Here is a 22,706-nt window from a genome sequence, read left to right on the forward strand (position 1 = left end):
CATTTTTTATGTAAACAATACGGTAACTAATCACTTTGTTTTATCACAGCAGAAAAACAGTATTTATCAGTTGATTTTCCATTCAGCCTGTCAGAAGATATCCTGTAAACTGATAATGAATAAAAATTACCCGTTTCCTGTAATTTTTTCCTTAAAATAAATAATGACCTGTTATGATAATATAGATTTCAACATTGAATCAAACTCATTTACGTTTACAAAAAAAGATAAAAAAAAAACCTTTGGCCTAGTCCAGTTTTTAGTTTTTGGTCAAACCAGCTTCAATGTAAAGGATTTTCCTGATGAAATCTGGATTTTAAAATAAAATAAAACTGGATGATACTAAAAATTCCCAAAAGTGCTTTTTTTGTATCATTAAAAATTCCGGTATTCTTGAATAAATAATGAGCCTATTGGTTATGGAGAAAAACGTAGCAGGGATATTACTTTTAACAGGACCTCTTTTTATTTCACGTATTTATTGCCCGGAGATATCTTCTGGGAAGCTTTTTTACTCTGTTAATGGAACAGAAGATACAGACAGAGAAAATCTGCATCCTGAATTTTGATCAGAAATATGCAACAACAGCACACCACTTACTTAAAATATCAATATAAATCTCTTTTTACAATGCATTGAAATTTATTCAGTATGAAAAGCATTACAGAAGAATATTCCGCATACAGTTCCCTGTTTTTAGTGGATGAAGCCCATTATACAGAACTCTGCAGCTACCTGAAAAAAGTGACTTTTAAAAAAGATGATTTCTTTTTGAAAGAAGGGGAATACTGCAGGTATGTAGGATTTCTGAAATGTGGACTGATGCGAAGCTTTTATAACAAAGACTGTAAAGCTGATATTAATGTGAATTTTCACCTCGATCACAGTCTCATTACTGATTATGACAGCATTTTATTCGGGATAAAGTCCAAAATAAATATTAAAGCCATCGAAGATTCTGAAGTGTTTCTTCTGCACAAAAACCATCTCCAAGATTTGTATCGCAAAGATCCTTATTGGCAGGAATTCGGAAGAAAAATGGCAGAGGTAGTTTATCTTCATGCAAAAAGACGGGTAGAAAACTTGCTATGCAGGTCTCCTGAGCAGCGCTATCATCAGTTATTACTAGAAAATCCAAAAATATTTCAGTTGATGTCTCAAAAACATATAGCCAGTTATTTAGGGATACAACCTCAGTCTTTAAGCAGAATAAAAAGAAGAATACAGAAGCGTTGAAAATACTCCATAAAAGCATCCTGAAATAAACATCCCCGGATCCTGAAAACCGGGGATTAAAAACTTAAATCTACTATGCTATTAAAAAAATATAGTCATAAATGGGTTGTAAAGCTTATAAAGCCTTTCTGTAAACCTGGGTATTAATTGAACCCCGGCCCCAGTTAAAATTATTCGCCGCATCCCACATATTGAACCTGAATGTAGTACTTCCTGATCCTGCATTTTTTTCAATATATCCGTTTAACGAATAAGTAATGGTATAGGCAGGGCCATTATTGGTAATATTCTCAATATAGCTGGCTCCTATAGTAGACATAATAAAACCTCCTGCGCCACCATTCAATGCAGAAAGAGTTACTTTTCTGGAGCCTAAATCGGCCTCTGTTCCATTCTTTAAAAACCGTATTCCCATATAGCCCCCTGGAGTAGTTCCCATTACAGGAATACCGATAGGCGTAGAATAATTAACCACAACTTTTACCGAAGAATTGGCGGGAACGGTAATGGTGGTAGATAAACCGATATCTACATTATTTATCGTAGTATTGCTGGTAACAATTCTGTCTACCGGACCTGCTGCTGCACCATCATAGGCATTGTCAAAGATCCAGTTTTTTGTGGCATTTTGGAATCGGTACCATACATTATCCGTCCCTGAAAAATAATAATAGCCGGGAGAATCTACATTGGAAGTCTGTCCGGTTCTGTTGGCACTGGCTGCAGCAAGAGTAACATACAGAACAGCTCCGTCCTGTGATGAAGTATAGGTTTTTGCTTTGAGCTGGTCTCCGGTTACAGAAGGTGGGATAATTCCATCTAATGTATTAATATCGCTGGCCTGCCCTATAATATGCAGGGTACTTTTAGGTGAGATTGTATTAATTCCTACCTGGGCTGAATTAAATGTGAAAAGAAATAAAACGGATACTGAACACAATATTTTATTCATTGCTTTTTGATTCGGTTAGTATTGCAAAGAAATAATTTTTCCACATGTGGTGACTAATCCAGTTTTCTGTTTTATGCTTATCCAGAAGGTATTCTGACCCCGAAAATACAAGACAAGCATTACTGTATACTATAAAAATTAAAAACTGGATGGCTACGGATAGAAGCAAAATAATTTTATTTGTACAGAGTCTGAAAAACTGATCATTTTTAGATTCTTATATTCAATACATTTCTAATTAATAAACTATTTCTAATCTATGCAGTTTGACTTTATGATCATCCACATCGGTGAATTTATACGGCTTAAAGTGATTGAACTTGAATTGGATTCCGCTGCCATCAGTTCTTTTTTTCAATGCACCGAAGCAGACATTGAAGAAATGTACCGCTCAAAAAGTATGAGTATCCAAAACCTTCAAAAATGGGGCGAACTTCTGGAACACAATTTCTTTGCAAACCTGTGCCTGGCTTCATATTCTTCATGTTCCAAAGATATCGGGTAAAATAATAATTAAACTAAGCTCGGGACAGAAAGATTTCCAGATCTCCACGCTAAGGCTGAGATTTAGAAAAGTCAATAGTCAATTTTCCTACGCAAGTGAAATGTGAAAGTCCTCCAACTCCAAGATACCTCTCAAATAATTCATCACTTCCCGAAACTCTCAAACCCGCATCCCGAATCCCGAATCCCGGACCCCGTTCCTCGTAACTTTCAAAATTATATATCGCTGTTACCTGTCATCCATTTTGGCTACACGTTAATCCGTTTTGGCAACTCTTTCCTTTTTTCTATTGCAGACCTTTGTTCTGTTAATTTAAATACAGAAAAAAAATGAAAACAATTTTTATAACAGGCGCTTCAACAGGATTAGGAAAAGCAACTGCCCAATTATTTCAAAGCAAAGGATGGAACGTTATTGCTACCATGAGAAATCCGGAAGGAGATACAGAATTGGGTAAGCTGGATAATGTAACACTGCTTCCACTGGATGTGACCAATCTTGAGCAAATTAAATCTACTGTTAACAAATCACTGGAATTAGGACCTGTGGATGTAGTGTTCAATAATGCGGGTTACGGTCTTATTGGTCCTCTGGAAGCATTAACGGATGAGCAGATTTTAAAGCAGCTGGATACCAACCTTCTTGGAGTAATCCGTGTAACGCAGGCATTTATTCCTCATTTCAGAGAGAAAAAAAGCGGGATGTTTATTTCCACAACTTCTATTGGCGGGCTGATTGCTTTTCCTTTAGGCTCTACATATCACGCTACCAAATGGGCCCTCGAAGGATGGAGCGAAAGTCTGGCCTATGAGCTGAACACATTTGGAGTTGATGTGAAAACAGTTTCCCCCGGAGGAATTAAAACCGATTTTGTAAGCCGTTCTTTAGATGCAGCCACAACTCCGGCCTATCAGGAAATGACCGATTCTTTATTTTCCAGTTTTGAGGGTATGATGGAAACTGCTTCCGAGCCTGTGCAGATTGCTGAGGTAGTATATGAAGCCGCTACAGATGGTAAAAAGCAATTGAGATATGTAGCCGGAGAAGATGCAAAAGCCCTATATGCACAGCGTCTTGAGCAGGGAGATGAGTTGTTCAGAGAACAGTTTGGAAAACAGTTCATGTAAGAATTCTAAAATAATAAGGCAGTATAAATCTATTTCTTTATGCTGTCTTTTAAGCTGAATATTTAATACATTTATAGTATGGAAAAGAAAGATAATACACCACTGAAATTTTCATCCATATCGGAGTTTCACGACCTGCTGAAACTTCCTAAGCCCCTTCATCCGCTGATCAGCCTGATAGATATTACCAAAATGAAGGTAGATAAGGAAATGTTTAGAAAAAGTTTTCTGATGAATTTCTATAAAATTTCCTATAAGTTTTCAGAGCACGGGAAAATGGGGTATGGGCAAGGGTATTATGATTTTAATGAAGGAGGAATGATGTTTACTTCGCCCGGGCAGATCCTTTCCGCGGATGTGGAGGCAGAATATTGTGGATATACTTTACTGATACACCCCGATTTTATGCGGACTTATCCTCTGGCGAAGAATATTAAGAAATTTGGTTTCTTCTCTTATGATACCAATGAAGCCCTGCATCTGTCTGATCAGGAAAAAACAATAATTACAGGATTGCTGGACAATATAAAGAGTGAATTGCATACCGCTATTGATGAGGTAAGTCAGGATGTTATTATTTCCTATATTGAAGTTTTGCTGAATTACAGCAACCGTTTCTACAAAAGACAGTTTATCACCAGAAAAGCAGTTAACAGTGATTTGCTTTCTAATATGGAGACCATACTGGACAACTATTTTAATAACGAACAGACTTTAAAAAGCGGAATTCCCACCGTGGAATTTCTGGCTTCCGAACTTCATCTTTCCCCTCATTATTTAAGTGATATGCTCCGGAATCTTACCGGTCAGAATGCACAGCAGCATATTCACGAAAAACTGATTGAAAAAGCAAAAGAATATCTTGCAGGGACAAATTTTTCAGTATCGGAAGTCGCTTATGCTTTAGGTTTTGAACATCCTCAGTCTTTTAATAAACTGTTTAAAAAGAAGACTGATAAAACACCTTTAAGTTACAGACAGTCATTTAACTGATATACCATCTAATCAATCTGAAATAGAAATTAAATAACAAAAGGCTGCCATTCGGCAGCCTTTTTTATAGGATTATACTACAATTAATTATTTTTTGATGGCTTTCAACGTTTTGGTAGTGCCGTCATTCATTTTTAAAGAAATAAAGTAAACTCCAGTCTGTAAATCACCCAGATAAAGCGATGCAGATGGTTTTTCAATCACTTTAACCAATCTTCCTGAAGGATTGATGATACTTACTGATTTTACATCAGATACATCAGAAATCGTAACCACATCATTGAAAGGATTTGGAGATACACTGATTTTTTTACTGTTGCCGGCTACTTCGTTGGTAGACAGAGTAGAATTGTCATAAGCAGAAATCTGGAATTCTCCGTTGCTTGTGGACGAGCTGTACTTCCATACACTTACATATAATGTTGCTCCTGGGGTTTGTCCTGTTAATGAAACCAATGAGAAGTTTCCGTCACCACCGTCATCATCACATCCAATTTCTGTTAAAGAACCACATGTTCCGCTATATACAGTAATTGAGGAATCACTAAATGAAGAGTTGGCGGCTTCTTTGGTTTCTATCTTAACTTTTCCGCTTTGCGGTACCACTACACTAAACCATACATTTCCTGTAGCACCCGAATTACATGAAGGTGCTGTACCGTCAGCAGTAGCTCCGCTATTGTCCGATGTGATCATTCCGGAAGTAAAGTCTGTTCCCGATGTTAATGGTATTGCAGTTGAGCAGTTATCATTAGCCAGAGGAGTAGACTCATAAGCTGAAATCTGGAATTCTCCGTTGCTTGTGGAAGAGCTGTACTTCCATACACTTACGTATAATGTAGTTCCCGGGGTCTGTCCCGTTAATGAAACCAATGAGAAAGCCCCGTTGCCACCGTCATCATCACATCCAACTTCTGTTAGAGAGCCACATGTCCCGCTATATACGGTAAGTGATGAATCACTAAAGGAAGAGTTGGCAGCTTCTCTGGTTTCTATCGTAATATTTCCGCTTTGTGGTACCACTACACTAAACCATACATTCTCTTCGGCATCCGAATTACATGAAGGTGCTGTACCGTCAGTAGTCGCTCCGGTATTGTTTGAAGTGATCATTCCGGAAGTGAAATTTGTTCCTACTGTTAATGGGACTGCAGCTGAACAATTATCATTAGCCGGAGGTAATACCTGATAGGCTGAAATCTCAAAATCTCCGTTACCTGTACTGGAATCATATTTCCATACGCTCAGATAGATGGTGGATCCCGGCGTCTGCCCGGTTAAGGAAAGCTTTGAAAAAAGTCCCTCACCGCCGTCATCATCACAGTCAATTTCTGTTAAAGATCCACAGGATCCGGTGTAAGCGGTAAGTGTTGAATCATCAAAAGAAGATCCTGAAACTTCTCTGGTTTCTATCGTAATATTTCCGCTCGCCGGAACGACTACGCTAAACCAGACATTTTCTACGGCATCTGAATTACAGGACGGAACATCCCCATCATCGGAAGCTCCCGCATTCGTAGAAGTGGTAGCTCCTGATGTAAAATCTGTACCAACAGTCAGAGATGTTGCTCCTGAACAATTGTCATTTTGGGCATACACCAATGTGGCAGCAAGCAATGACAAGCAAAATAATAGTTTTTTTTTCATAATATTTTTTATTAAAGACTTTTAACAGGATAGGTGTGTGAAAAAGAGAAAATCAGATAAATCTTACGAATTACAATTCATCATTTGGACTTTTCGGCTGACATGAATTGGCGGTTTATCTTTAATTCTCATTTGTGTTGATAATTTTGTAAATATACAAAATTAATTAAGTTTTAATAGTGGATTTTACTGTATTAAGTAAATAATTAATGCATATATGGAATTTGAATTAAACTTATTTTGATGTTATAAATGCCTGTTTTGTATAATTTTTTACTATATGTTTAAATTAAATAATTTGATTAGTTAATTACAGTATATGAAAGAATTTATTTAACCTAACTTGTTGCATTAAGATTCGATAAAAATTAATAAAACAAATTTTTTTTTTATGACAGATTGGAAAATAAAGGTAGTTACAGAGTAAAGTATGGTTTTACTTCGATAAGTTTTTGTATTTTTTATATTAGATGTACTGATGAATTGAATTCACACAATGTAAATAGAACAAATCAAAAGCTGTAATATTGCAATTCAAATCATACTAATGAAGACTAAGTTTCATCTTCCACCGATTCCGGCCGTATTATTATCTATTATCAGTGTGCAATGTGGCGCAGCAATTGCGAAGGGACTTTTCCCTGAAATTGGAGCAGCGGCTACTGCTACTTTAAGGATTGGGCTGTCTGCGGTTATCTTATGGATTGTTTTCCGTCCTAACCTATCCAAACTCAATGCGAAACAATGGAAATATGTAACACTTTATGGGTTATCGTTAGGTGCAATGAATTTAATTTTTTACATGGCTATTGAGCGTATTCCAATTGGGCTGGGGGTGACTTTAGAATTTGTAGGACCTTTGGTTCTGGCAATTTTCAGCTCAAAAAAAATGACAGATTTTGTATGGATCATTTTAGCAGTCGTGGGTATTGCATTAATCGCACCATGGTCGAGTAATGGATTAAACGTAGTTGGCGTTTTATTAGCCCTGCTCGCTGGTGGTTTTTGGGCGGCATATATTGTTCTTGGAGGAAGAATATCTAAAATAATGAAAGGTGTTGATGCGGTTACTATTGGGATGCTCATTGCAACAATCTTTATACTGCCGTTTGGGATTTTTGATGGACGGCTTGCTAGCCTCAACCCACATTTGATCGGTTTAGGAGCGGCACTCGCTCTGCTTTCCAGTGCTATTCCTTTTACGCTGGAAATAAATGCTCTTAAACAATTACCAGCACGAACTTTTAGTATTTTAATGAGCCTTGAGCCTGCAATGGCCTCTTTAGCTGCTTTCGTATTTTTACAGGAATATTTATCAGTTACCGAATGTATTGCCGTAGCCTGTGTGGTTATTGCATCAGCGGGCTCTGCAATAACTTCGAAAGGCATAGAAGCTAAATAGAACATTATTTTGAAAAAATAACAGGAATACACCAATTATCTTGTTAAAGAAAGATAATTTTTGATGTAGCTATCTTTTGTAGATGGCTTTCTTTAAAACTGAGTGTGTAATACCTGTAAGTGTTATTAATAAAAGGAGATGCAGCCTCACCAGGAATCGAACCTGGATCTAAAGTTTAGGAAACTTCTATTCTATCCGTTGAACTATGAGGCCATTGAACAGAATAAAAATACTAATAAATTTAAATAAAAAAGGACTTTGAATCATCAAAGCCCTTTAATTTTAGGTGAAGCTGAACGCTTTTTTCTTAGTCTTTTGTGATTTTAAGCTTTTCGGATCCGTTATCTTCAAAATGTATATGGAGAATATAAATTCCTTTGGCATAAGCTGAAAAATCAATTTTTGCATCACGAACTTTAGCATAGCGTATGGCCTGTATTTTTCTGCCGTCTATGGTGTAAATCTCAATTTCCTTAATGAACTTATCGGTTTTTAAATAACCTGTTTCGGAAACAGGGTTAGGATAAAACCGGAAGCTCTGCAAAGCACTTTCGGAAACAGCCAGCTGACCGGTGTTTATCGTTTTGCTAATGGTTTCCGAGCAGGAGTTTTTGGTTGCCGTAAGAGTTACGGTATAGGTTCCTGCAGCTCCGTAAACATGGTTCGGGCTCACTGAAGTGGATGTCGTTCCATCTCCGAAAGTCCACAACACTGTATCATAATTCGTTGACAGATTGGAAAACGTAACATTCTGACCATTGCCGCCCGCTGAGAAACCTGCGTGCAGATGAAATACATTGGAGTTCCATTGGGCCGGATTGCTGAAAAATGTGCCGTCTGCCAGCTGCTGGTAATATTCAGCTTTAACCTGTGTCATTCCGCTGTAGAAAGTAGACGGAAAAATCCTGTCCTGAAAAAGAGCCGTGTATACGGATGCTGCTACAAGATAACTGCCCTGCGGACCGGGATGAACATCGTTGTAACTGCTGTGTAATGCCAGATCCTGAGTGGCTGTATAGTGAGCTCTTGCAGACTCTCCGGCAGGAACCATTTCAACCTGCATCAGTGTAGACATTTTCGTAATAGAATCTTTAATGGTCCTCTGAAGATTGAAATAAGTGGCATAGTCATTCTGAGAAGGAACACCGTACGGAATTTCATAGAGAAAGATTTTTGAGCACGGACTGTATTTCCTGATAGAGTCTCTCAGCTTTCGTCCTCTTTCTGCCGTTACGGAAACGGGAAAAGAATGACCCGCAGATTCCGCCGTTCCCGGCTGCATGACAACGTATTTGTAATTTTTAGACCGTATGGTCTGGTACAGCGCATTGTCGTTCACATGATTTACAAATCCGGCACCTCCTACGGTGTGGGATGTTACCTCCACATTTTTTCCTTTGGTAGCGGCAAGATCTTTGAAAAGCACAGGCATGTCGTTGAAGTACGTCATACTGTTTCCAATAAATAAAACCTGATCTGCCTGAGCAAAAATGAGTGTACAAAAATTGATCAGGACGAAGGCGAGAATATTTTTAATCATACTGTTCATAAAGATTAATTGTTTAAATAGATTAAAAACCTGCGGAATGAAAAAGACAAATCCGCAGGATCTTGATAATTAGTATGAAATACTCAGGTTTTTTTCCTTTTTGATGTAGGAAATATTCTCGAATTCTAAAAAAAATGACAAAGCAGAATGCTGCATCAATAAAGGGTAGTTTTGTTTCATAAAAAATAATTATTTAATTGATAAAGTTAATATTTATGTTAAAAGTCATATAAAAAACAGTGAAATATCATTAATATTGCAACGTATTCATCGTTCAGATCAAGATATAGAATTGATGTTCCCGGGTGGTTATCGTTTTTAATGCTCTCCGAAATTAATCATTATTTTCTTTACAATAAGGGCTGTAAAAGGCTGATCAATAAAATGTAGTATGTAAGTCGTAGGTATCTTTTTCTGATGATGTAATAAATAATACCCGGACAACTTATTTGAGAACACTAAAAAATAATATGGCTAAAAAAATACTTTTTTGTTTATTCCTCTTTTCACTTTCTTGTCCTATTTGTGCTCAGCAGACAAGTGAAGAAAATTTGAAAAATGTGATTTTTGACATCGGGTTTTCTACCGCAGGTGAAGCGGAAATAAAAAAAATTGACAGTCTTATTTCTATATGCCATCAATACGGTTATCGGGATTGCGAAACGTTTGGGTATCTTAAAATCGCGAATATTTACAACAAAAATAATGATATCAAAAAAGCGTTTTATTATACGGATCTCATTGAAAAGAAAAATCTCATGAATCCTGAGACAGATTTTGAAGCCGTTTTTTATTTTCATACCCTTCGGTCTGTACTCAATCAAAAATTAGGAGAAAGAATTACAGCGCTTAAATTATTAGATGAAGTGGCAAACAGGGCAAAAGGAAATGCCTATTTTGAATATCTGCTCGACTGGCAGTATGCAGGGCTCTATAATGAAATGAATGAACAGGATAAAGCACTGAAAGCCTATAAAAATGCTTATCTGAAAGCAAAAGAATACAGAAGGACAGAAGGGCTCAGCAGCAGAAAAAACAAAAATAAAATAAGCAACAGCTACAAACCCACTTCTTATCTTGCCGGAATGTACCTGGATTCAGGGAAAATAGATTCAGCCCGGATTTATATTGAAGAATCGCTGCGTGATGCGAAGAAGGTGAATGATATTGGACTTCAGTATGTTGCTTCTTTATTTGCCGCCAAATATTACGTTAAAGTAAAAGATTATACCAAAGCCAAACAAAACTTATGGATCTGTAAAAATATAGCCGTCAATGATTATAAAAGTGAAAACTTTCAGAAAGCGGTCATCACGGATCTGATGAATTTATACGAGCAAACAGGCGGGAAAGACAGCGCAGATTATTACTCCAGACAGTTACTGACATTGCAAAACTTTAATGAAAACCAAAATAAAGCCCAGCGGGATATCCTCGATAAAAAGAAGCTGGAAGAAGACAGTAACAAAACAAGGGAAAGGAACACACTGATCTATTTATGCACAGGGCTCCTTCTGGGCTTTGTACTGGTTTATCTTTTGTATATCCGGAAAAGTAGGGATAAGAACATAATCCCAACCGATGCTCCTGTTGTACAGGATAATGATCTTTTTGAACAGGTCATTATGATGGCCAAAGAAAACAACCCCGAATTTTTAACCCGTTTTAATGATTATTGCCCGGGCTTCTCGGAAAAGCTGCTCGAGGTTGCTGATCTTAAAAGTTCCGAAATCAGATTTTGTGCTTACCTGTATCTTAACTTTTCTACAAAAGATATCGCAGCTTATACCTTTATTTCGGTAAGAACCGTGCAGACCAAAAAATACCGCCTCAGAAAAAAACTCAATATTCCTAATGAAGCCGATATTTATTTATGGCTCACAGATCTTTTAAAATAAGATGTTATTACACAGCCTGCAATGATCTAGCTACCGAGTTGATGCAAGAAAGCATTCAGATCCACCTCTTTATCCAGTCCTAATTTCTGTTTGATTCTGTAGCGGCTCATCCTGACACTTTTAGGTTCTATATGCATCAGCTGGGAGATCTGCCGTGTATCCATTTTTAGATAAAGATAGGCGCAAAGCTTCATATCCAGAAGACTTAGCTTTTTCAGAGCTTTTTCAGTAAGAAGATTGAAAAACTCAGGATGAATCTGCTGTATCTGTAATTTGGCTTCTTCAAAATCGTTATCCAGGACAATTTCTTCCTTCACAATTTTCTGCATGTTCAGAGAATTGTCATCTCCAAGCCTGTCCTTTATGGTATGAAGAACCCGGTTTTTATGTTCCAGTTGAAGGGCATTGGCCATAGCTTCTTTCTGCAACTGCTGCTGCTGTGCTTCCAGAAGCTGCTGTTCTGCTTTTAATCTGGCTTTTTCTTCTTTTTCAAGTTTAATCTGCATTTCAGATTCATGGTTTTCCAATTGAAGCTGCTTTTCACGTTGCAAAGAAAGACGGAGTTTAAAATGATAAGAACGGAACATAAAAAGAAGTCCTAACAAAGAAGCTATTGCAATACAGGCATATAAATAAGTCTGCATTTTACGGCTGGATTCCCTTTCCTTCAACATTTGTACCTCGTTGTTTTTCTTTTCGGTTTCAAACTGTATTTCAAGCTTTTGCGCATTCAGAGCCTGTTTCTCATTGAAGTTTTTGTTGCTGTATTGGGTGACTTCCTCCTGAAAGGCTAGGGCTTTTTTAAAATCTCCCTGTTGCTTATAAAGAACAGACAGAGCCTGAACCACATTGATTAAAGTATAATAATAAGGATGCTCTCCGGTTTTCATGAGGTGATAAGCTTCCAGCAGATAAGTTTCAGCCAAAGCCGTGTTTCCTTTCCGTGAGGCCAGTTCACTTAATATTCCCAAACTGCTGGCGGTCACTTCCTGAGTATTTGGAACATCTTTAAGGAGATTGGCTGCCGATTTTGCATAATACACGGCTTTTGCTTCTGCTTCCTGATCGTTTGGCGGAAAATACTTTAAATAGGTGTTTGCTATATTCACACAGGTAATGGCGTGTGTATATTTTGAAACCTGTCTGGGATGCTGGCTGTAAAGATCTTCAGCTTTGTGCAGATAAAAAAGAACACTGTCGAGCTCCGGCTTCTCTTTAGAAGCATTGTAATTGTATTCATGGGCAACGGATAAGGCCGCATAAGAAGTGCTTAAAAGGTTATAATCTTTTGTTTTTAATGCATTTTCGGTTGCTTTACGGGCATATTTGCTCACTTCTGCTGTATTATTCCAGTCTGAATGGGCCGCATAAAGCTGATAATATAATTTAGATGCAATATAAGGATCAGATGATTTTTCCAGCTGTTTTAGTCCTAACTGGCAAAAATGTATCCTCTTTTCCTGATTCTCTACCGTTTTGTATAAAAACGCCTGGGCATAATATCCGTAAGCCATAGCAACCGGATTTCCGGACTGTTGTGCAAGGATCAGCGCAGAATCACTTACCTGTTTTATAGTGGCAAGCTGCTGATTATTACCTTTTATAACGGTGATGAGGGTATAGGCTTTAGCAGCTTCCGTATAGTTTTTATAATGAATAGCAATGCGGGCGCCGTGTCTGGCACTTTTTTCTGCTGCAGTGTAATCCCTGTTGATTCTGTAAGCTTCCGCAAGCTGACACAGTAAAGCTGGTTTAGATTTTTCCTGAACTCCTTTACCGGCAATGGTCTGTCTCAGACTGTCGATATAAAGACTTTGGGCCGGACAACTTAAACCGACGCAGAGGAACATATAGATAAAGAAGTGATGCAATGCAGATTTCATAGATCTAAATTAAAACAAATTGTTGAACGAAATTATGGCGGTGAATAAATAAACAAATTGAATGTGATTGTAATTTGTTGATAATCAATTGTAATTGATTTGTGTAGACATATTGTAGATGCAGTTTCTAAGCAATGTAGATAGTTTGTAGCGCAACAGATTTTGGATAATCCGGGTTTTGTCCAAATATTTGTAACAGCAATAGTGCAGAATAATTTTAGGAACCAAATTATGAATAACAAAACTTTATCAGTCATTTCCTACATCACTCCGATAGGCTGGCTGTTTGCTTATTTTTCAGGAAAAGATCAGGCAGATTCTCTGCTGAAGTATCATTTGAAACAGTCGTTGGGGCTGATGATTGTGAGTATTATTTTCAATATCATCATGAGAATTTTGGCTACGGCTGTTCCGGCGCTTTCTTTTTTAGGGATTTTAGGACTTCTGATCCTGATATTCTGGGTTTTGGGTATGATCAATGCGGCCAATGGCGCTGAAAAACCCGTTCCGGTATTCGGGAAAATGTTTGAAAATCAATTTGCTTTTATAGGTTGATCGATTTGATTAAAGAATTAAGATAATGAATTACAGGTATTTTACGGAAGAAAATGGTCGGTTTCATTTAAAAAATAATATACCCGCTGCCATGATCCGGTTTATTGGATGTCTTATTATTGCGGCCGCTTTGTATTTTATTATTCCTCCTGAAAAGAAGATTGGGGTTTGGGGTGCTGTATTATTTGTATTCTTTGCCCTGGTCAATCTATTAAAAACAACCAAAAAACTGGTAATTGACCCCAAAACGAAAACCATTATCCATAAAAATAATATACTGAACAGTGAAGCGGAGTACCGGTTTGATGAATTTGAACAGTTTTATGTGCTTGTCGCAAAATATCTCTTTATCACGATGGACAGTACCGCTTTTTTTATATTCAATAAAGGAGGTAAAGAAAAAAGAGTTCCGATTATAGTAGGGCTTTTTGGATCGAAAAAAGTTCAGAATGCCATCAATGAAGTAAGTGACATCATGAATTTGGATGGGAAATAGATGAAGATTCCTGTAGAGAAAGACAAAGATTATTAATACTGAATTTCTCAGAGCCGATTAATCATTATTAAAAAAGCAAAATATGAAACATGCCCTCGGGATATTCTGGATACTCTATATGCTTTTTTTTGCGATACCGTTTCCTATGATTCTGTATTATAGTATCAAAAGCTCTGAACCGCCTGTTCTTACTAATGTCAATCCCTGGTTGGCAGTGGGGATTTTAGCCGTTTCTATTCTGTTGTGGATTATTGTTTTGGGCGGCTGGTTTTATAAATGGATCATTGTGAATTTTGTCGCCAAAAGAAATGTAGCTCATCTGGTCAAGCATGGAATTCCCAGGAAGGCTGAAATTCTGGAAGCGGTAAAAGTATCCAGGCCCGGAAGCCAATACAATAGCTATGAACTGAAGCTTCTGTTTAAAAATCTGGTGAATACCGAAATTAAACAGAAAATAGTGGTTAATGATGCGAAGCCACAACAGAACCGTTTTGAGAAAGGGAAAAGTATTGAAATACGGATTGATAACAATGCGAAAAGGACGCCTTATCTTATTCCGGCAGGAAGCGAAGCTGGGATCAATATTTTGACGATTATGCTTATCAGTCTTGGCTGGCTTACAGTTACAGGATTAGTCACAGGGTATTATATCTACTCTTATCAGACTGAAAATAATGGAATGGGCTGGAGGTTTATTGCCTGGTGGCATCCTTTAATTTTGTGTCCGGCTATATTACTGTTTTACAGAGGCATTTTCTCTTACTTTCTGAACAGGATTTTCAATGGCAGAAAGGGAGAGGCGGAACTGATTAAGTTAAAGGGAATAAGAACCACAGCACGGTTGATCAGTGCAGACCAGACCGGAACTTATATCAACGAGCAACCTATGATTTTGTTCAAACTGGAATATGAGGATGAACAGAACCAGATCCGGAGATCTGAAATAAAAAAGATTGTGAACCTTCTTGACCTGAGCAGTGTAAAACGGCAGACTATTGATGTCTTTTACTTAAAAGAAGATCCGGGCCGTATTGCTTTTGCAGAAGATTTGGAAGAAATTACCTGAACACCATGAAAAAATCACTCATTATAATAACCGGGAGTCTTCTGTTATCAGGTTGCGAACAGGTTTCAAAGAGTATTAAAGACACCTTTGAACCTCAATCAGATACCCTTGCACAATTGAAAAATGAACCTGTTCCATTTACTGGCGAAAGCCCATACGATGCCGCGGTGGAAAAACAGATTCAGGAAGTGGAACATTTGGTTACAACCGTGATAGAGAGGCATTCCCAAACCCACATTCAGAAAGATACAGAAGGTAAAAACACAGACTTTTTAACAAATGAAGAAAAGCTGAAAAGCGCTGAGGAAGCATTAAGGAAGCTTCCTCAGTATACGGGGAAAGAGATCAAAATCTATTCTACCATTCATTTTTATAATGATGGCAGGATTCGTACCATGCTTCAGCATCCTGTGAATCCGGAATATATTGATAATTATGAATACCGTAACGGGAAATGGTCGGAGCCTGAACCAGAGCAGATATCCGTTAAAGACCATATTCAGGACCGTCTGATCCCTTTGGAAAGAATAAGTTTCACCAACGTAGCAAAAGCTGCATCAGTCTATCAGGAAAAAATAATTTTGATAGAAGGTGCAAAACCTATAACCAGTCTATATATATCCGTATGGAATAACTCCGTGCGATGGTTTCCAACAAGTGTAAATGGGAGCAGGGAGCGTTATTCCATCGAGCTCAATCAAAACGGATCTTTAAAAAAATGGGAAAGGGAGTAAAGATGAGCCATGATCACCCATTTTATTGTGACAGAAGGTTTATCATTTTTAATAAAGGATTTGTTTGTCTAAATGGATAATTTAAAAGAAGTAAAGATGAAGCCAATTTCATAGATTCTTCCTAAGTTATATTGTGTAGTAGTTAAAGTTGGAAGAAGGGAATATCCATGTCAAGATTTTGAACCTTGACATGGTTTTTTTTTATTTTCTCTTGACTAATATTGTGTGTTTCAAACCTTGCCAAGAATAGTTTGAAATAAATCCGGCTTCTTTTTATATAAATCCACCACCAGATCTATCTAACAATACAATAAAAGAAAGGACCCGCTCTTTAGAAGCGGATCCAGTAGATAAAACATCTCATTTTTTTAATTAGACAACAATTAAAAAAGCACAGCCGACAATGCTGTGCTTAAATTTTTATTTCAAATTTAATTGCAATTTCAAAGCTGAAAAAAGCAAAAAAAGATTTCATTTCAGTTGTATTACATAGTAAATGTAGCAATATTTTTAATACGAAATATGAATTTAATGTTAAAATTCACAAGTTATCCACATTTTTTTGTGGATAAGTACCAAAATTACATTTTCAAAACTTCTTATTTCTCCTTCTTTTGCCCATGAACAGGAGAAAAATGCTATTATAATGCAGTTGGCAGATAAATAATAGAAATGGTGTTGGTAAGTACCCTGTTATAGTTATTGGCCTCCGTATTCAGATTATATTGATTTCCTGTGGTTCCCGGGGTAATATATTTTACGAGAGGAACTGTTTTTTGATTGGCCTGCATAAAAATAATGCTTTTCATGTTTAAATACGTAATGAAATTACTTCCTCTGGCTGAATCCAGAGTCTCATAAACACTGTAGAAAATAGAATCTGTGAGTCCGCTTGCAGGAAATGTTCCGGTGTATGGCTTTGCCAGACCCAAACGGATGGGGTTTTTAATATTGTTGGCCGGATCAAAATTATTGGCCCATGGTTTTAGAAGAATGTTCATATTCACCAGGTAGTAACCGGTAAAAGGCGCCGTAAATTCACCTGTCGAAGTATCGAAAGTATTGGATTTGTCCGCCACCTTATTATCAAATATAAATCTTCTGATATTATTGCCTAGATCACCGCTCACAAAAGTCAGATCGTTTCCTGAGGATTTCATATTAATCAGGGCAACCAGTCTGTTCAAAAGAATATTATTGATTTTCGTATTCATTTCATCGGCATTCACAAAAATATTCCATCTCCCGTTGCTGAAAGAGTAGAGTCTGTTTTTGATGACATCATCGCTTGTGTTGAGCGGAGTTCCGTTGTCTGCATCACTTAAATTGAATACCAGAAGTCCGTTTGCCGGATTATTGATGGTGGTAATATCAGTAGCTCCGGATAAAGAAACTCTTGGGATCAAAAGTCCTTTGTTGGTAGCCTGAACGTCAAGTGCAGCACTGTTATCCGGACGTGGGTTGGCATTGATACCTACCTGGGAATAATGAAAAACTCCCAGAAAGAGGGCAAGTAAGCTGTATATTTTCATCGTCTTAATTAATTGGTAGATAAACAATGGTAATATTATTAGCCTGAGTTCTGTTGTATCCCAGACTTTCTGTGGACATAGAATAAATATTATCTCCAGCCGTAGTGCCCGGGGTAATATACCGGGTAAGAAAACATATTTTTTGGTCTTTATTCATATAAATAACGCCGGAGACTTTCAGTGTTAATGGCTGCTGATCATCTGTGACTGCGTTTAAAGGCTGATTGAGAAACGCAAATGTTGCATTCCCGTTATAGGTAAACGTAGAGTAGGGATTACTTACGCCTAAACGTACAATGTTGGTTGTATTTTGAGCCTGATAACTCTTCAGAAGAATAGAAGCATCTATCTGATAATACCCATTTTTAGGGGCTTTGAATTCCGAAATGGTGGGATCATAAGAGCTGTTTCTGTCGAAAACTTCATTAGTAAAAAATATCTTTCTGATATTAGCTCCCAGATCGCTTCCAACATAGGACGTGTCATTTCCCGTAGTGGAAACATTGGCCACAACTTCAAGCTGGGGAACACCAAGTCCCTCAATGGCTGTATTCAGTACAGTGTCTGTTACGAGTAAATTCCATGAATTGGTGGAGGATGAAAAGGTATAAAAATTATTGGCCATCACTCTGTTGCTGGTTCCTGTAGAAGTAGTGAGATTATAAACAATCAGGCCGTTGGCCGGGGAAGGTATTGTGGTGATATCCAGATTGTCCTTCAGGCTTACTCTTGGAATCAGAAGTCCTTTATTAGAATGCTTAATGTCCAGTACTGCACTTGGGTCAGGAGTGGTAGTATTAATACCCACTTGAGCACTTGCACTGATGCCTAATATCAATGCCGAAATAATTAGTGTTTTCATCTTTAATTTACTGTTAAAAAAAGTGTTATAAAGACAAAGGTATTGGTTTCATTTGTTCTTATTTTGAGTTTTTATTTGAATGTATTGAATTAAAATTCAATTATTTAAATAATATTCATTCCATATAATATTTATTAGAGTTATTTTTAAATAGATAATCGTTTACAAGATATAATTTGGTGAAATTTAATTTTTTAAAACTTTTTTCTGTTGGAAGATACCTGTTGAAAGGCTATTACAAGGTATATTTTTAGTTTATAATGAATTTTAAAAAATTTGTAATAAAATATTCATAATATCGATTGTTTGTCATTAAAATTTAAACTAAATAATTGACTGCTATAGGTTTGTGGCTTAAATAAAAAGTAGAACTTTCTTGTAATTATCTCTGAGCTTGTAAAGCATTTCTTAATTTTTGTTTGCTATAAAATTAGCCTTGTCAAGGTTCAAAACCTTGACAAGGCTAACAAGGCCGAAGAGGAGAGCAGCCATTATTCACCTCTGGCTTTTGTTGGCAACTTATTAAATTTCCTGACCCGAATTCAGATTTAATACCTATATTTGAGTCATTAACATCTCTTTATCAATATAATCCACCAGTCAGATTGGTTTCTAAATGATCTGGCATCCCCGAGGTTCAAAATTTCTGAACCCTATTTTCCCATGATTTAATATGAAGAAACAGACAGCCGTATCGGATGAATTCTTTGTCATTTGTGATGGTTGTCAGGTTTTATAAACAAAAAGAGATTATAATGAAAACAAATACTATTGCCGTAATAGGCGGAACCGGGAAATCCGGAAATTATCTTGTTCAGCAGCTCCTTAAAAAAGGGTATTCTATGAAGTTGCTGCTTAGAACCCCTGAAAATTTTAATGATGAAGATCCTTTAATTGAAAAGATAAAAGGTGATGCAAGAGATTTTGATGCTGTGAATTATCTTGTGAAAGACTGCCAGGCTGTTATTAATAAAATTGGACAGCCTGCCGGAGAGACATCTGTTTTCACGGCTGCTACCGGGAATGTGATCCGGGCTATGAATTTCCATAAAATTAAAAGGTATATTTCCACCACAGGGCTGAATGTGGATACGCCTTTTGATCAAAAGAATGATCGGGTAAGGTCTGCAACAGAATGGATGTATCAAAACTATCCGGAAATTACAAAAGACAAACAGGATGAATATGAGCTTCTGGTAAACAGTCATTTAGATTGGACTCTCGTAAGGCTTCCACTCATTATCCCAACTTCCGCGCAATTCAAAACAGAAGCTGATCTCACGGATTGCAAAGGAGAAGAGATCAGTGCGGCGGACCTTTCGGAATTTCTGGTTTCCCAGATCGATGACAGAAGGTATATCCGGCAAAGCCCCTTTCTTTATAACGTAAAGGAATGAATTACAGGTTTAAGGTTTCCACACCTTAGATTTTCAACAAAAAATAGAGAGCTCAACGGCTCTCTATTTATATTTAGTTTTCAAGTTTTTCTGCGATGTATTTTGCGGTATGTGATTTTTTGCTTTTTGTGAGATCTTCCGGCGTGCCTGCAAAAACAACTTCTCCACCATATTTTCCGGCTTCGGGGCCAATGTCGATAATATAATCTGCACATTTGATAATATCCGGCTGGTGTTCTATAACAATCACGGAATGTCCCAGATCAATCAAAGCCTGAAGAGATTTCAACAGCTTCTGGATATCGTGGAAATGAAGTCCTGTGGAAGGTTCGTCAAAAATAAACAGAGTTTTGTCTGTTGTAACGCCTTTCACAAGGAACGAGGCTAGTTTTACACGCTGTGCTTCACCTCCGGAAAGGGTAGAAGAGCTCTGCCCAAGCTGAAGATAACCCAGTCCCACTTCCTGAAGCGGTCTCAGTTTGGTAACGATTTTTTCTTCGTTATTATCTTTAAAGAATTCCAAAGCTTCGTCTACCGTCATATGAAGAATATCGGAAATGCTTTTTTCATCGAATTTCACCTCCAGGATCTCGCTTTTGAAACGGGTACCTTTGCATACTTCACATTCCAGCTCTATATCTGCCATAAACTGCATGGAAACATTGATGACTCCTTCTCCTTTACATTCGTCACATCTTCCACCGTCTACGTTGAAAGAGAAATGCTTGGGTTTATAACCCATCATCTTTGATACTTTCTGTTTGGCAAAAAGATCTCTGATATCATCGTACGCCTTCAGATACGTAACGGGATTGGAACGGGAAGATTTTCCGATAGGGTTCTGATCAATCAGTTCAATATGTTTAATCAGTTTCTTAGGGAATTCCACAGAGTCGTAATCTCCTTTTTTTCCACCCATTCCAAGCTGGATCTGGATATCATTGGTTAGGATTTCCTTCATTAATGTAGATTTTCCGCTTCCTGAAACTCCTGAGATTACGGTAAGGCTTTCAAGAGGAACGTCTACATCTATATTTTTAAGGTTATTTTGTCTTGCCCCTTTAATATGGATCCATTCCTTCGCTTTTCTTCGCTTTTTAGGAACTTCAATTTCCATTCTTCCGGTCAGGTATTTTGAAGTAAGGGTATCTGCGTCTTTAAGGTCGTTATAGTCTCCGGCAAATACCAGCTCTCCTCCGAGATAACCTGCTTCAGGGCCAATATCTATAATATAATCTGCCGCTTTCATCACATCTTCATCATGCTCCACCACGATTACGGTATTTCCCAGATCACGAAGATTTTTTAAAACTCCGATCAGATTTTCCGTATCTCGTGAGTGAAGTCCGATAGACGGTTCATCAAGGATGTAAATAGACCCTACCAGAGAACTTCCCAAACTCGTTGCCAGATTGATTCTCTGGCTTTCACCTCCGGAAAGGGTATTAGAAGTTCTGTTCAGTGTTAAATATCCAAGTCCTACTTTTAAAAGGAATTGAATGCGGGTTTTGATTTCATAAAGTAATCTTTTGGCCACATCCTGATCATGCTCGGAAAGTGTAAGCCCGTCTATTAAAGGATAGAGTTCGTCCAGCGGAAGCTCGATCATAGACTGAATATTGTGTCCGTCTACTTTTACCCAGCTGGTTTCTTCACGCAGTCTCAGACCTTCGCAGGTAGGGCACAGCGTTTTTCCTCTGTATCGGGAAAGCATGACGCGGTACTGGATTTTATACAGGTTTTCTTCAAGCATTTTGAAGAAATTGTTGATAGAAGGGAAGTTATTTTTCCCGTTTCCTTTCCACAGGTAACTTTTCTGTTCTTTGGTTAATTGGTGGTAAGGCTTATGAATAGGGAAGTCTTCAGCCTGTTTGATGAAAAGTTTTTTCCATTCACTCATGGTTTCTCCTTTCCAGGAAACAACGGCATCTTCGTAAATGGATAAGGTTTTATTGGGAATAACAAGATCTTCATCTATCCCGATCACTTTTCCATATCCTTCACATGCAGGGCAGGCTCCGTAAGGATTATTAAAACTGAAAAAATGCACATTCGGTTCAAGGAATTCTATGCCGTCCAGTTCAAATTTATTGGAAAATTCTTTTACTTTTCCGGTGTCTGTATTTTTCAGTGAACAGTAGCCGTGACCTTCATAAAACGCCATTTGGATAGAGTCTGCAAGCCTTTGAAGGAAACTTTCATCTTCTTCGTAGGAAAAACGGTCGATGGCAAGATTAATGATCATTCCTTTTTCAGGAACAAAACCAAAGCTTTCCAGATCTTCAATACCGGCTACATTTCCGTTGATCTCAAGCCTTGTGAAACCTGCAAGTTTTAAAACATTCAGTGTTTCTTTAAAATTGTCGGCATCATATTCCAGAGGAGCGGTCAGTAGAAAAGAGGTTTCTTTTTTGGAAGCTTTAATAAAATCAATCACATCAGAAACTGAATCTTTTTTTACTTCCTCCCCAGAAACCGGAGAATAGGTTTTCCCGATTCTGGCAAAAAGAAGCTTCATGTAATCATAGATCTCCGTAGAAGTTCCTACTGTAGAACGGGGATTGGAAGAAATTACCTTCTGCTGAATGGCGATAGAAGGAGCAAGCCCTTTGATGTCATCTACTTTTGGTTTTTCTAATTTTCCCAAAAACTGACGGGCATAGGAGCTTAAACTTTCTACATATCTTCTCTGTCCTTCCGCATAAATGGTATCGAAAGCCAGGGAAGATTTTCCGCTTCCGGAAACTCCCGTGATTACGATGAGTTTATTCTTTGGAATCAGAACGTCTATATGTTTCAGATTGTTAAGATGAGCATTCTTAACGAAAATCTGTTTTTTAATATCTATTTCTATTGTTTTAGCCATGTCTT

At 37.5% G+C, this 22,706-nt stretch carries 18 protein-coding genes and 1 tRNA gene; 11 read left to right on the forward strand and 8 right to left on the reverse strand.

Translation table 11 applies throughout. From position 1 onward, the window contains the following. Window positions 1-652 precede the first annotated feature (652 nt). On the forward strand, window positions 653-1,237 hold the full coding sequence (locus ACM46_RS15930; protein WP_083997427.1) for a Crp/Fnr family transcriptional regulator: 585 nt from the start codon (window positions 653-655) through the stop codon (window positions 1,235-1,237). 115 nt (window positions 1,238-1,352) lie between these two features. Here the strand turns inward: ACM46_RS15930 and ACM46_RS15935 are convergent, their stop codons facing one another. Further along, window positions 1,353-2,189, reverse strand: a complete 837-nt coding sequence (locus ACM46_RS15935; RefSeq protein ID WP_048507673.1) for a hypothetical protein — start codon at window positions 2,187-2,189, stop codon at window positions 1,353-1,355. A 259-nt stretch (window positions 2,190-2,448) separates the two neighbouring features. Between ACM46_RS15935 and ACM46_RS15940 the strand changes: the two genes are divergently transcribed. The 3 genes from ACM46_RS15940 to ACM46_RS15950 all read left to right on the forward strand — a co-directional run bounded on the left by ACM46_RS15940 (window position 2,449) and on the right by ACM46_RS15950 (window position 4,814). Next, window positions 2,449-2,694, forward strand: a complete 246-nt coding sequence (locus ACM46_RS15940) for a hypothetical protein (protein WP_048507674.1) — start codon at window positions 2,449-2,451, stop codon at window positions 2,692-2,694. A gap of 329 nt (window positions 2,695-3,023) precedes the next feature. Continuing rightward, on the forward strand, window positions 3,024-3,821 hold the full coding sequence (locus tag ACM46_RS15945; RefSeq protein WP_048507675.1) for an SDR family oxidoreductase: 798 nt from the start codon (window positions 3,024-3,026) through the stop codon (window positions 3,819-3,821). A 78-nt stretch (window positions 3,822-3,899) separates the two neighbouring features. Further along, window positions 3,900-4,814, forward strand: coding sequence for a helix-turn-helix domain-containing protein (locus ACM46_RS15950; RefSeq protein ID WP_048507676.1), 915 nt, complete (start codon window positions 3,900-3,902; stop codon window positions 4,812-4,814). 87 nt (window positions 4,815-4,901) lie between these two features. Here ACM46_RS15950 and ACM46_RS15955 read toward each other — a convergent pair whose 3' ends face one another. Continuing rightward, entirely contained in the window at window positions 4,902-6,461 is a 1,560-nt protein-coding gene (locus ACM46_RS15955; protein WP_083997428.1) for a T9SS type A sorting domain-containing protein, read from the reverse strand. A 547-nt stretch (window positions 6,462-7,008) separates the two neighbouring features. Between ACM46_RS15955 and ACM46_RS15960 the strand changes: the two genes are divergently transcribed. After that, window positions 7,009-7,863, forward strand: a complete 855-nt coding sequence (locus ACM46_RS15960) for an EamA family transporter (protein WP_048507678.1) — start codon at window positions 7,009-7,011, stop codon at window positions 7,861-7,863. Between the two features lie 141 nt (window positions 7,864-8,004). On the opposite strand, the gene ACM46_RS15965 is transcribed toward ACM46_RS15960, so the two are convergent. Together ACM46_RS15965 and ACM46_RS15970 are read right to left on the reverse strand one after the other, a co-directional pair. After that, window positions 8,005-8,076: transfer RNA gene (locus ACM46_RS15965), tRNA-Arg, on the reverse strand. A gap of 94 nt (window positions 8,077-8,170) precedes the next feature. Beyond that, window positions 8,171-9,412 carry a PKD domain-containing protein gene (locus ACM46_RS15970; protein WP_048507679.1) on the reverse strand — a complete coding sequence of 414 codons (1,242 nt, stop codon included), beginning with the start codon at window positions 9,410-9,412 and terminating at the stop codon, window positions 8,171-8,173. 560 nt (window positions 9,413-9,972) lie between these two features. Here ACM46_RS15970 and ACM46_RS15975 point away from each other — a divergent pair. Next, complete coding sequence (locus ACM46_RS15975; RefSeq protein WP_173426494.1) at window positions 9,973-11,310, forward strand: helix-turn-helix transcriptional regulator; 1,338 nt, start codon at window positions 9,973-9,975, stop codon at window positions 11,308-11,310. A gap of 26 nt (window positions 11,311-11,336) precedes the next feature. Here ACM46_RS15975 and ACM46_RS15980 read toward each other — a convergent pair whose 3' ends face one another. Next, window positions 11,337-13,193: a helix-turn-helix transcriptional regulator gene (locus ACM46_RS15980; protein WP_048507681.1), complete on the reverse strand. Its 1,857-nt coding sequence runs from the start codon at window positions 13,191-13,193 to the stop codon at window positions 11,337-11,339. 231 nt (window positions 13,194-13,424) lie between these two features. Here ACM46_RS15980 and ACM46_RS15985 point away from each other — a divergent pair, with 231 nt between their 5' ends. The 4 genes from ACM46_RS15985 to ACM46_RS16000 all read left to right on the forward strand — a co-directional run bounded on the left by ACM46_RS15985 (window position 13,425) and on the right by ACM46_RS16000 (window position 16,044). Continuing rightward, window positions 13,425-13,748 (forward strand): DUF4870 domain-containing protein, encoded by a 324-nt coding sequence (locus ACM46_RS15985; RefSeq protein WP_048507682.1) that lies wholly within the window; start codon window positions 13,425-13,427, stop codon window positions 13,746-13,748. Window positions 13,749-13,773: 25 nt separating this feature from the next. Next, the gene (locus tag ACM46_RS15990; protein WP_048507683.1) at window positions 13,774-14,244 is read left to right on the forward strand and encodes a hypothetical protein; all 471 of its coding nucleotides are present in this window, start codon (window positions 13,774-13,776) and stop codon (window positions 14,242-14,244) included. Between the two features lie 82 nt (window positions 14,245-14,326). Next, on the forward strand, window positions 14,327-15,310 hold the full coding sequence (locus ACM46_RS15995; RefSeq protein ID WP_048507684.1) for a hypothetical protein: 984 nt from the start codon (window positions 14,327-14,329) through the stop codon (window positions 15,308-15,310). 5 nt (window positions 15,311-15,315) lie between these two features. After that, the gene (locus ACM46_RS16000; protein WP_048507685.1) at window positions 15,316-16,044 is read left to right on the forward strand and encodes a hypothetical protein; all 729 of its coding nucleotides are present in this window, start codon (window positions 15,316-15,318) and stop codon (window positions 16,042-16,044) included. A gap of 641 nt (window positions 16,045-16,685) precedes the next feature. Here the strand turns inward: ACM46_RS16000 and ACM46_RS16005 are convergent. Both ACM46_RS16005 and ACM46_RS16010 read right to left on the reverse strand, forming a co-directional pair. Beyond that, a complete protein-coding gene (locus ACM46_RS16005) occupies window positions 16,686-17,576 on the reverse strand; it encodes a hypothetical protein (RefSeq protein WP_048507686.1) in 891 nt (296 codons plus the stop codon). A gap of 4 nt (window positions 17,577-17,580) precedes the next feature. Next, window positions 17,581-18,438 carry a hypothetical protein gene (locus ACM46_RS16010; protein ID WP_048507687.1) on the reverse strand — a complete coding sequence of 286 codons (858 nt, stop codon included), beginning with the start codon at window positions 18,436-18,438 and terminating at the stop codon, window positions 17,581-17,583. Window positions 18,439-19,193: 755 nt separating this feature from the next. Here ACM46_RS16010 and ACM46_RS16015 point away from each other — a divergent pair. Next, a complete protein-coding gene (locus tag ACM46_RS16015) occupies window positions 19,194-19,835 on the forward strand; it encodes an NAD(P)-dependent oxidoreductase (protein WP_048507833.1) in 642 nt (213 codons plus the stop codon). A gap of 73 nt (window positions 19,836-19,908) precedes the next feature. Here ACM46_RS16015 and uvrA read toward each other — a convergent pair whose 3' ends face one another. Next, entirely contained in the window at window positions 19,909-22,701 is a 2,793-nt protein-coding gene (uvrA, locus tag ACM46_RS16020; protein WP_048507688.1) for an excinuclease ABC subunit UvrA, read from the reverse strand. Window positions 22,702-22,706 lie beyond the last annotated feature (5 nt).

The organism is Chryseobacterium angstadtii (genome assembly GCF_001045465.1).
Lineage (GTDB): Bacteria > Bacteroidota > Bacteroidia > Flavobacteriales > Weeksellaceae > Chryseobacterium > Chryseobacterium angstadtii.

Coding starts and splice junctions, on each gene's coding strand:
- ACM46_RS15935 (WP_048507673.1), bottom strand. CDS start 2,189: ATGAATAAAATATTGTGTTCAGTATCCGTTTTATTTCTTTTCACATTT.
- ACM46_RS15960 (WP_048507678.1), top strand. CDS start 7,009: ATGAAGACTAAGTTTCATCTTCCACCGATTCCGGCCGTATTATTATCT.
- ACM46_RS15980 (WP_048507681.1), bottom strand. CDS start 13,193: ATGAAATCTGCATTGCATCACTTCTTTATCTATATGTTCCTCTGCGTC.
- ACM46_RS15970 (WP_048507679.1), bottom strand. CDS start 9,412: ATGAACAGTATGATTAAAAATATTCTCGCCTTCGTCCTGATCAATTTT.
- ACM46_RS15950 (WP_048507676.1), top strand. CDS start 3,900: ATGGAAAAGAAAGATAATACACCACTGAAATTTTCATCCATATCGGAG.
- ACM46_RS15940 (WP_048507674.1), top strand. CDS start 2,449: ATGCAGTTTGACTTTATGATCATCCACATCGGTGAATTTATACGGCTT.
- ACM46_RS16000 (WP_048507685.1), top strand. CDS start 15,316: ATGAAAAAATCACTCATTATAATAACCGGGAGTCTTCTGTTATCAGGT.
- ACM46_RS15945 (WP_048507675.1), top strand. CDS start 3,024: ATGAAAACAATTTTTATAACAGGCGCTTCAACAGGATTAGGAAAAGCA.
- ACM46_RS15990 (WP_048507683.1), top strand. CDS start 13,774: ATGAATTACAGGTATTTTACGGAAGAAAATGGTCGGTTTCATTTAAAA.
- ACM46_RS15930 (WP_083997427.1), top strand. CDS start 653: ATGAAAAGCATTACAGAAGAATATTCCGCATACAGTTCCCTGTTTTTA.
- ACM46_RS15985 (WP_048507682.1), top strand. CDS start 13,425: ATGAATAACAAAACTTTATCAGTCATTTCCTACATCACTCCGATAGGC.
- ACM46_RS16010 (WP_048507687.1), bottom strand. CDS start 18,438: ATGAAAACACTAATTATTTCGGCATTGATATTAGGCATCAGTGCAAGT.
- ACM46_RS16015 (WP_048507833.1), top strand. CDS start 19,194: ATGAAAACAAATACTATTGCCGTAATAGGCGGAACCGGGAAATCCGGA.
- ACM46_RS16005 (WP_048507686.1), bottom strand. CDS start 17,576: ATGAAAATATACAGCTTACTTGCCCTCTTTCTGGGAGTTTTTCATTAT.
- ACM46_RS15995 (WP_048507684.1), top strand. CDS start 14,327: ATGAAACATGCCCTCGGGATATTCTGGATACTCTATATGCTTTTTTTT.
- ACM46_RS15955 (WP_083997428.1), bottom strand. CDS start 6,461: ATGAAAAAAAAACTATTATTTTGCTTGTCATTGCTTGCTGCCACATTG.
- uvrA (WP_048507688.1), bottom strand. CDS start 22,701: ATGGCTAAAACAATAGAAATAGATATTAAAAAACAGATTTTCGTTAAG.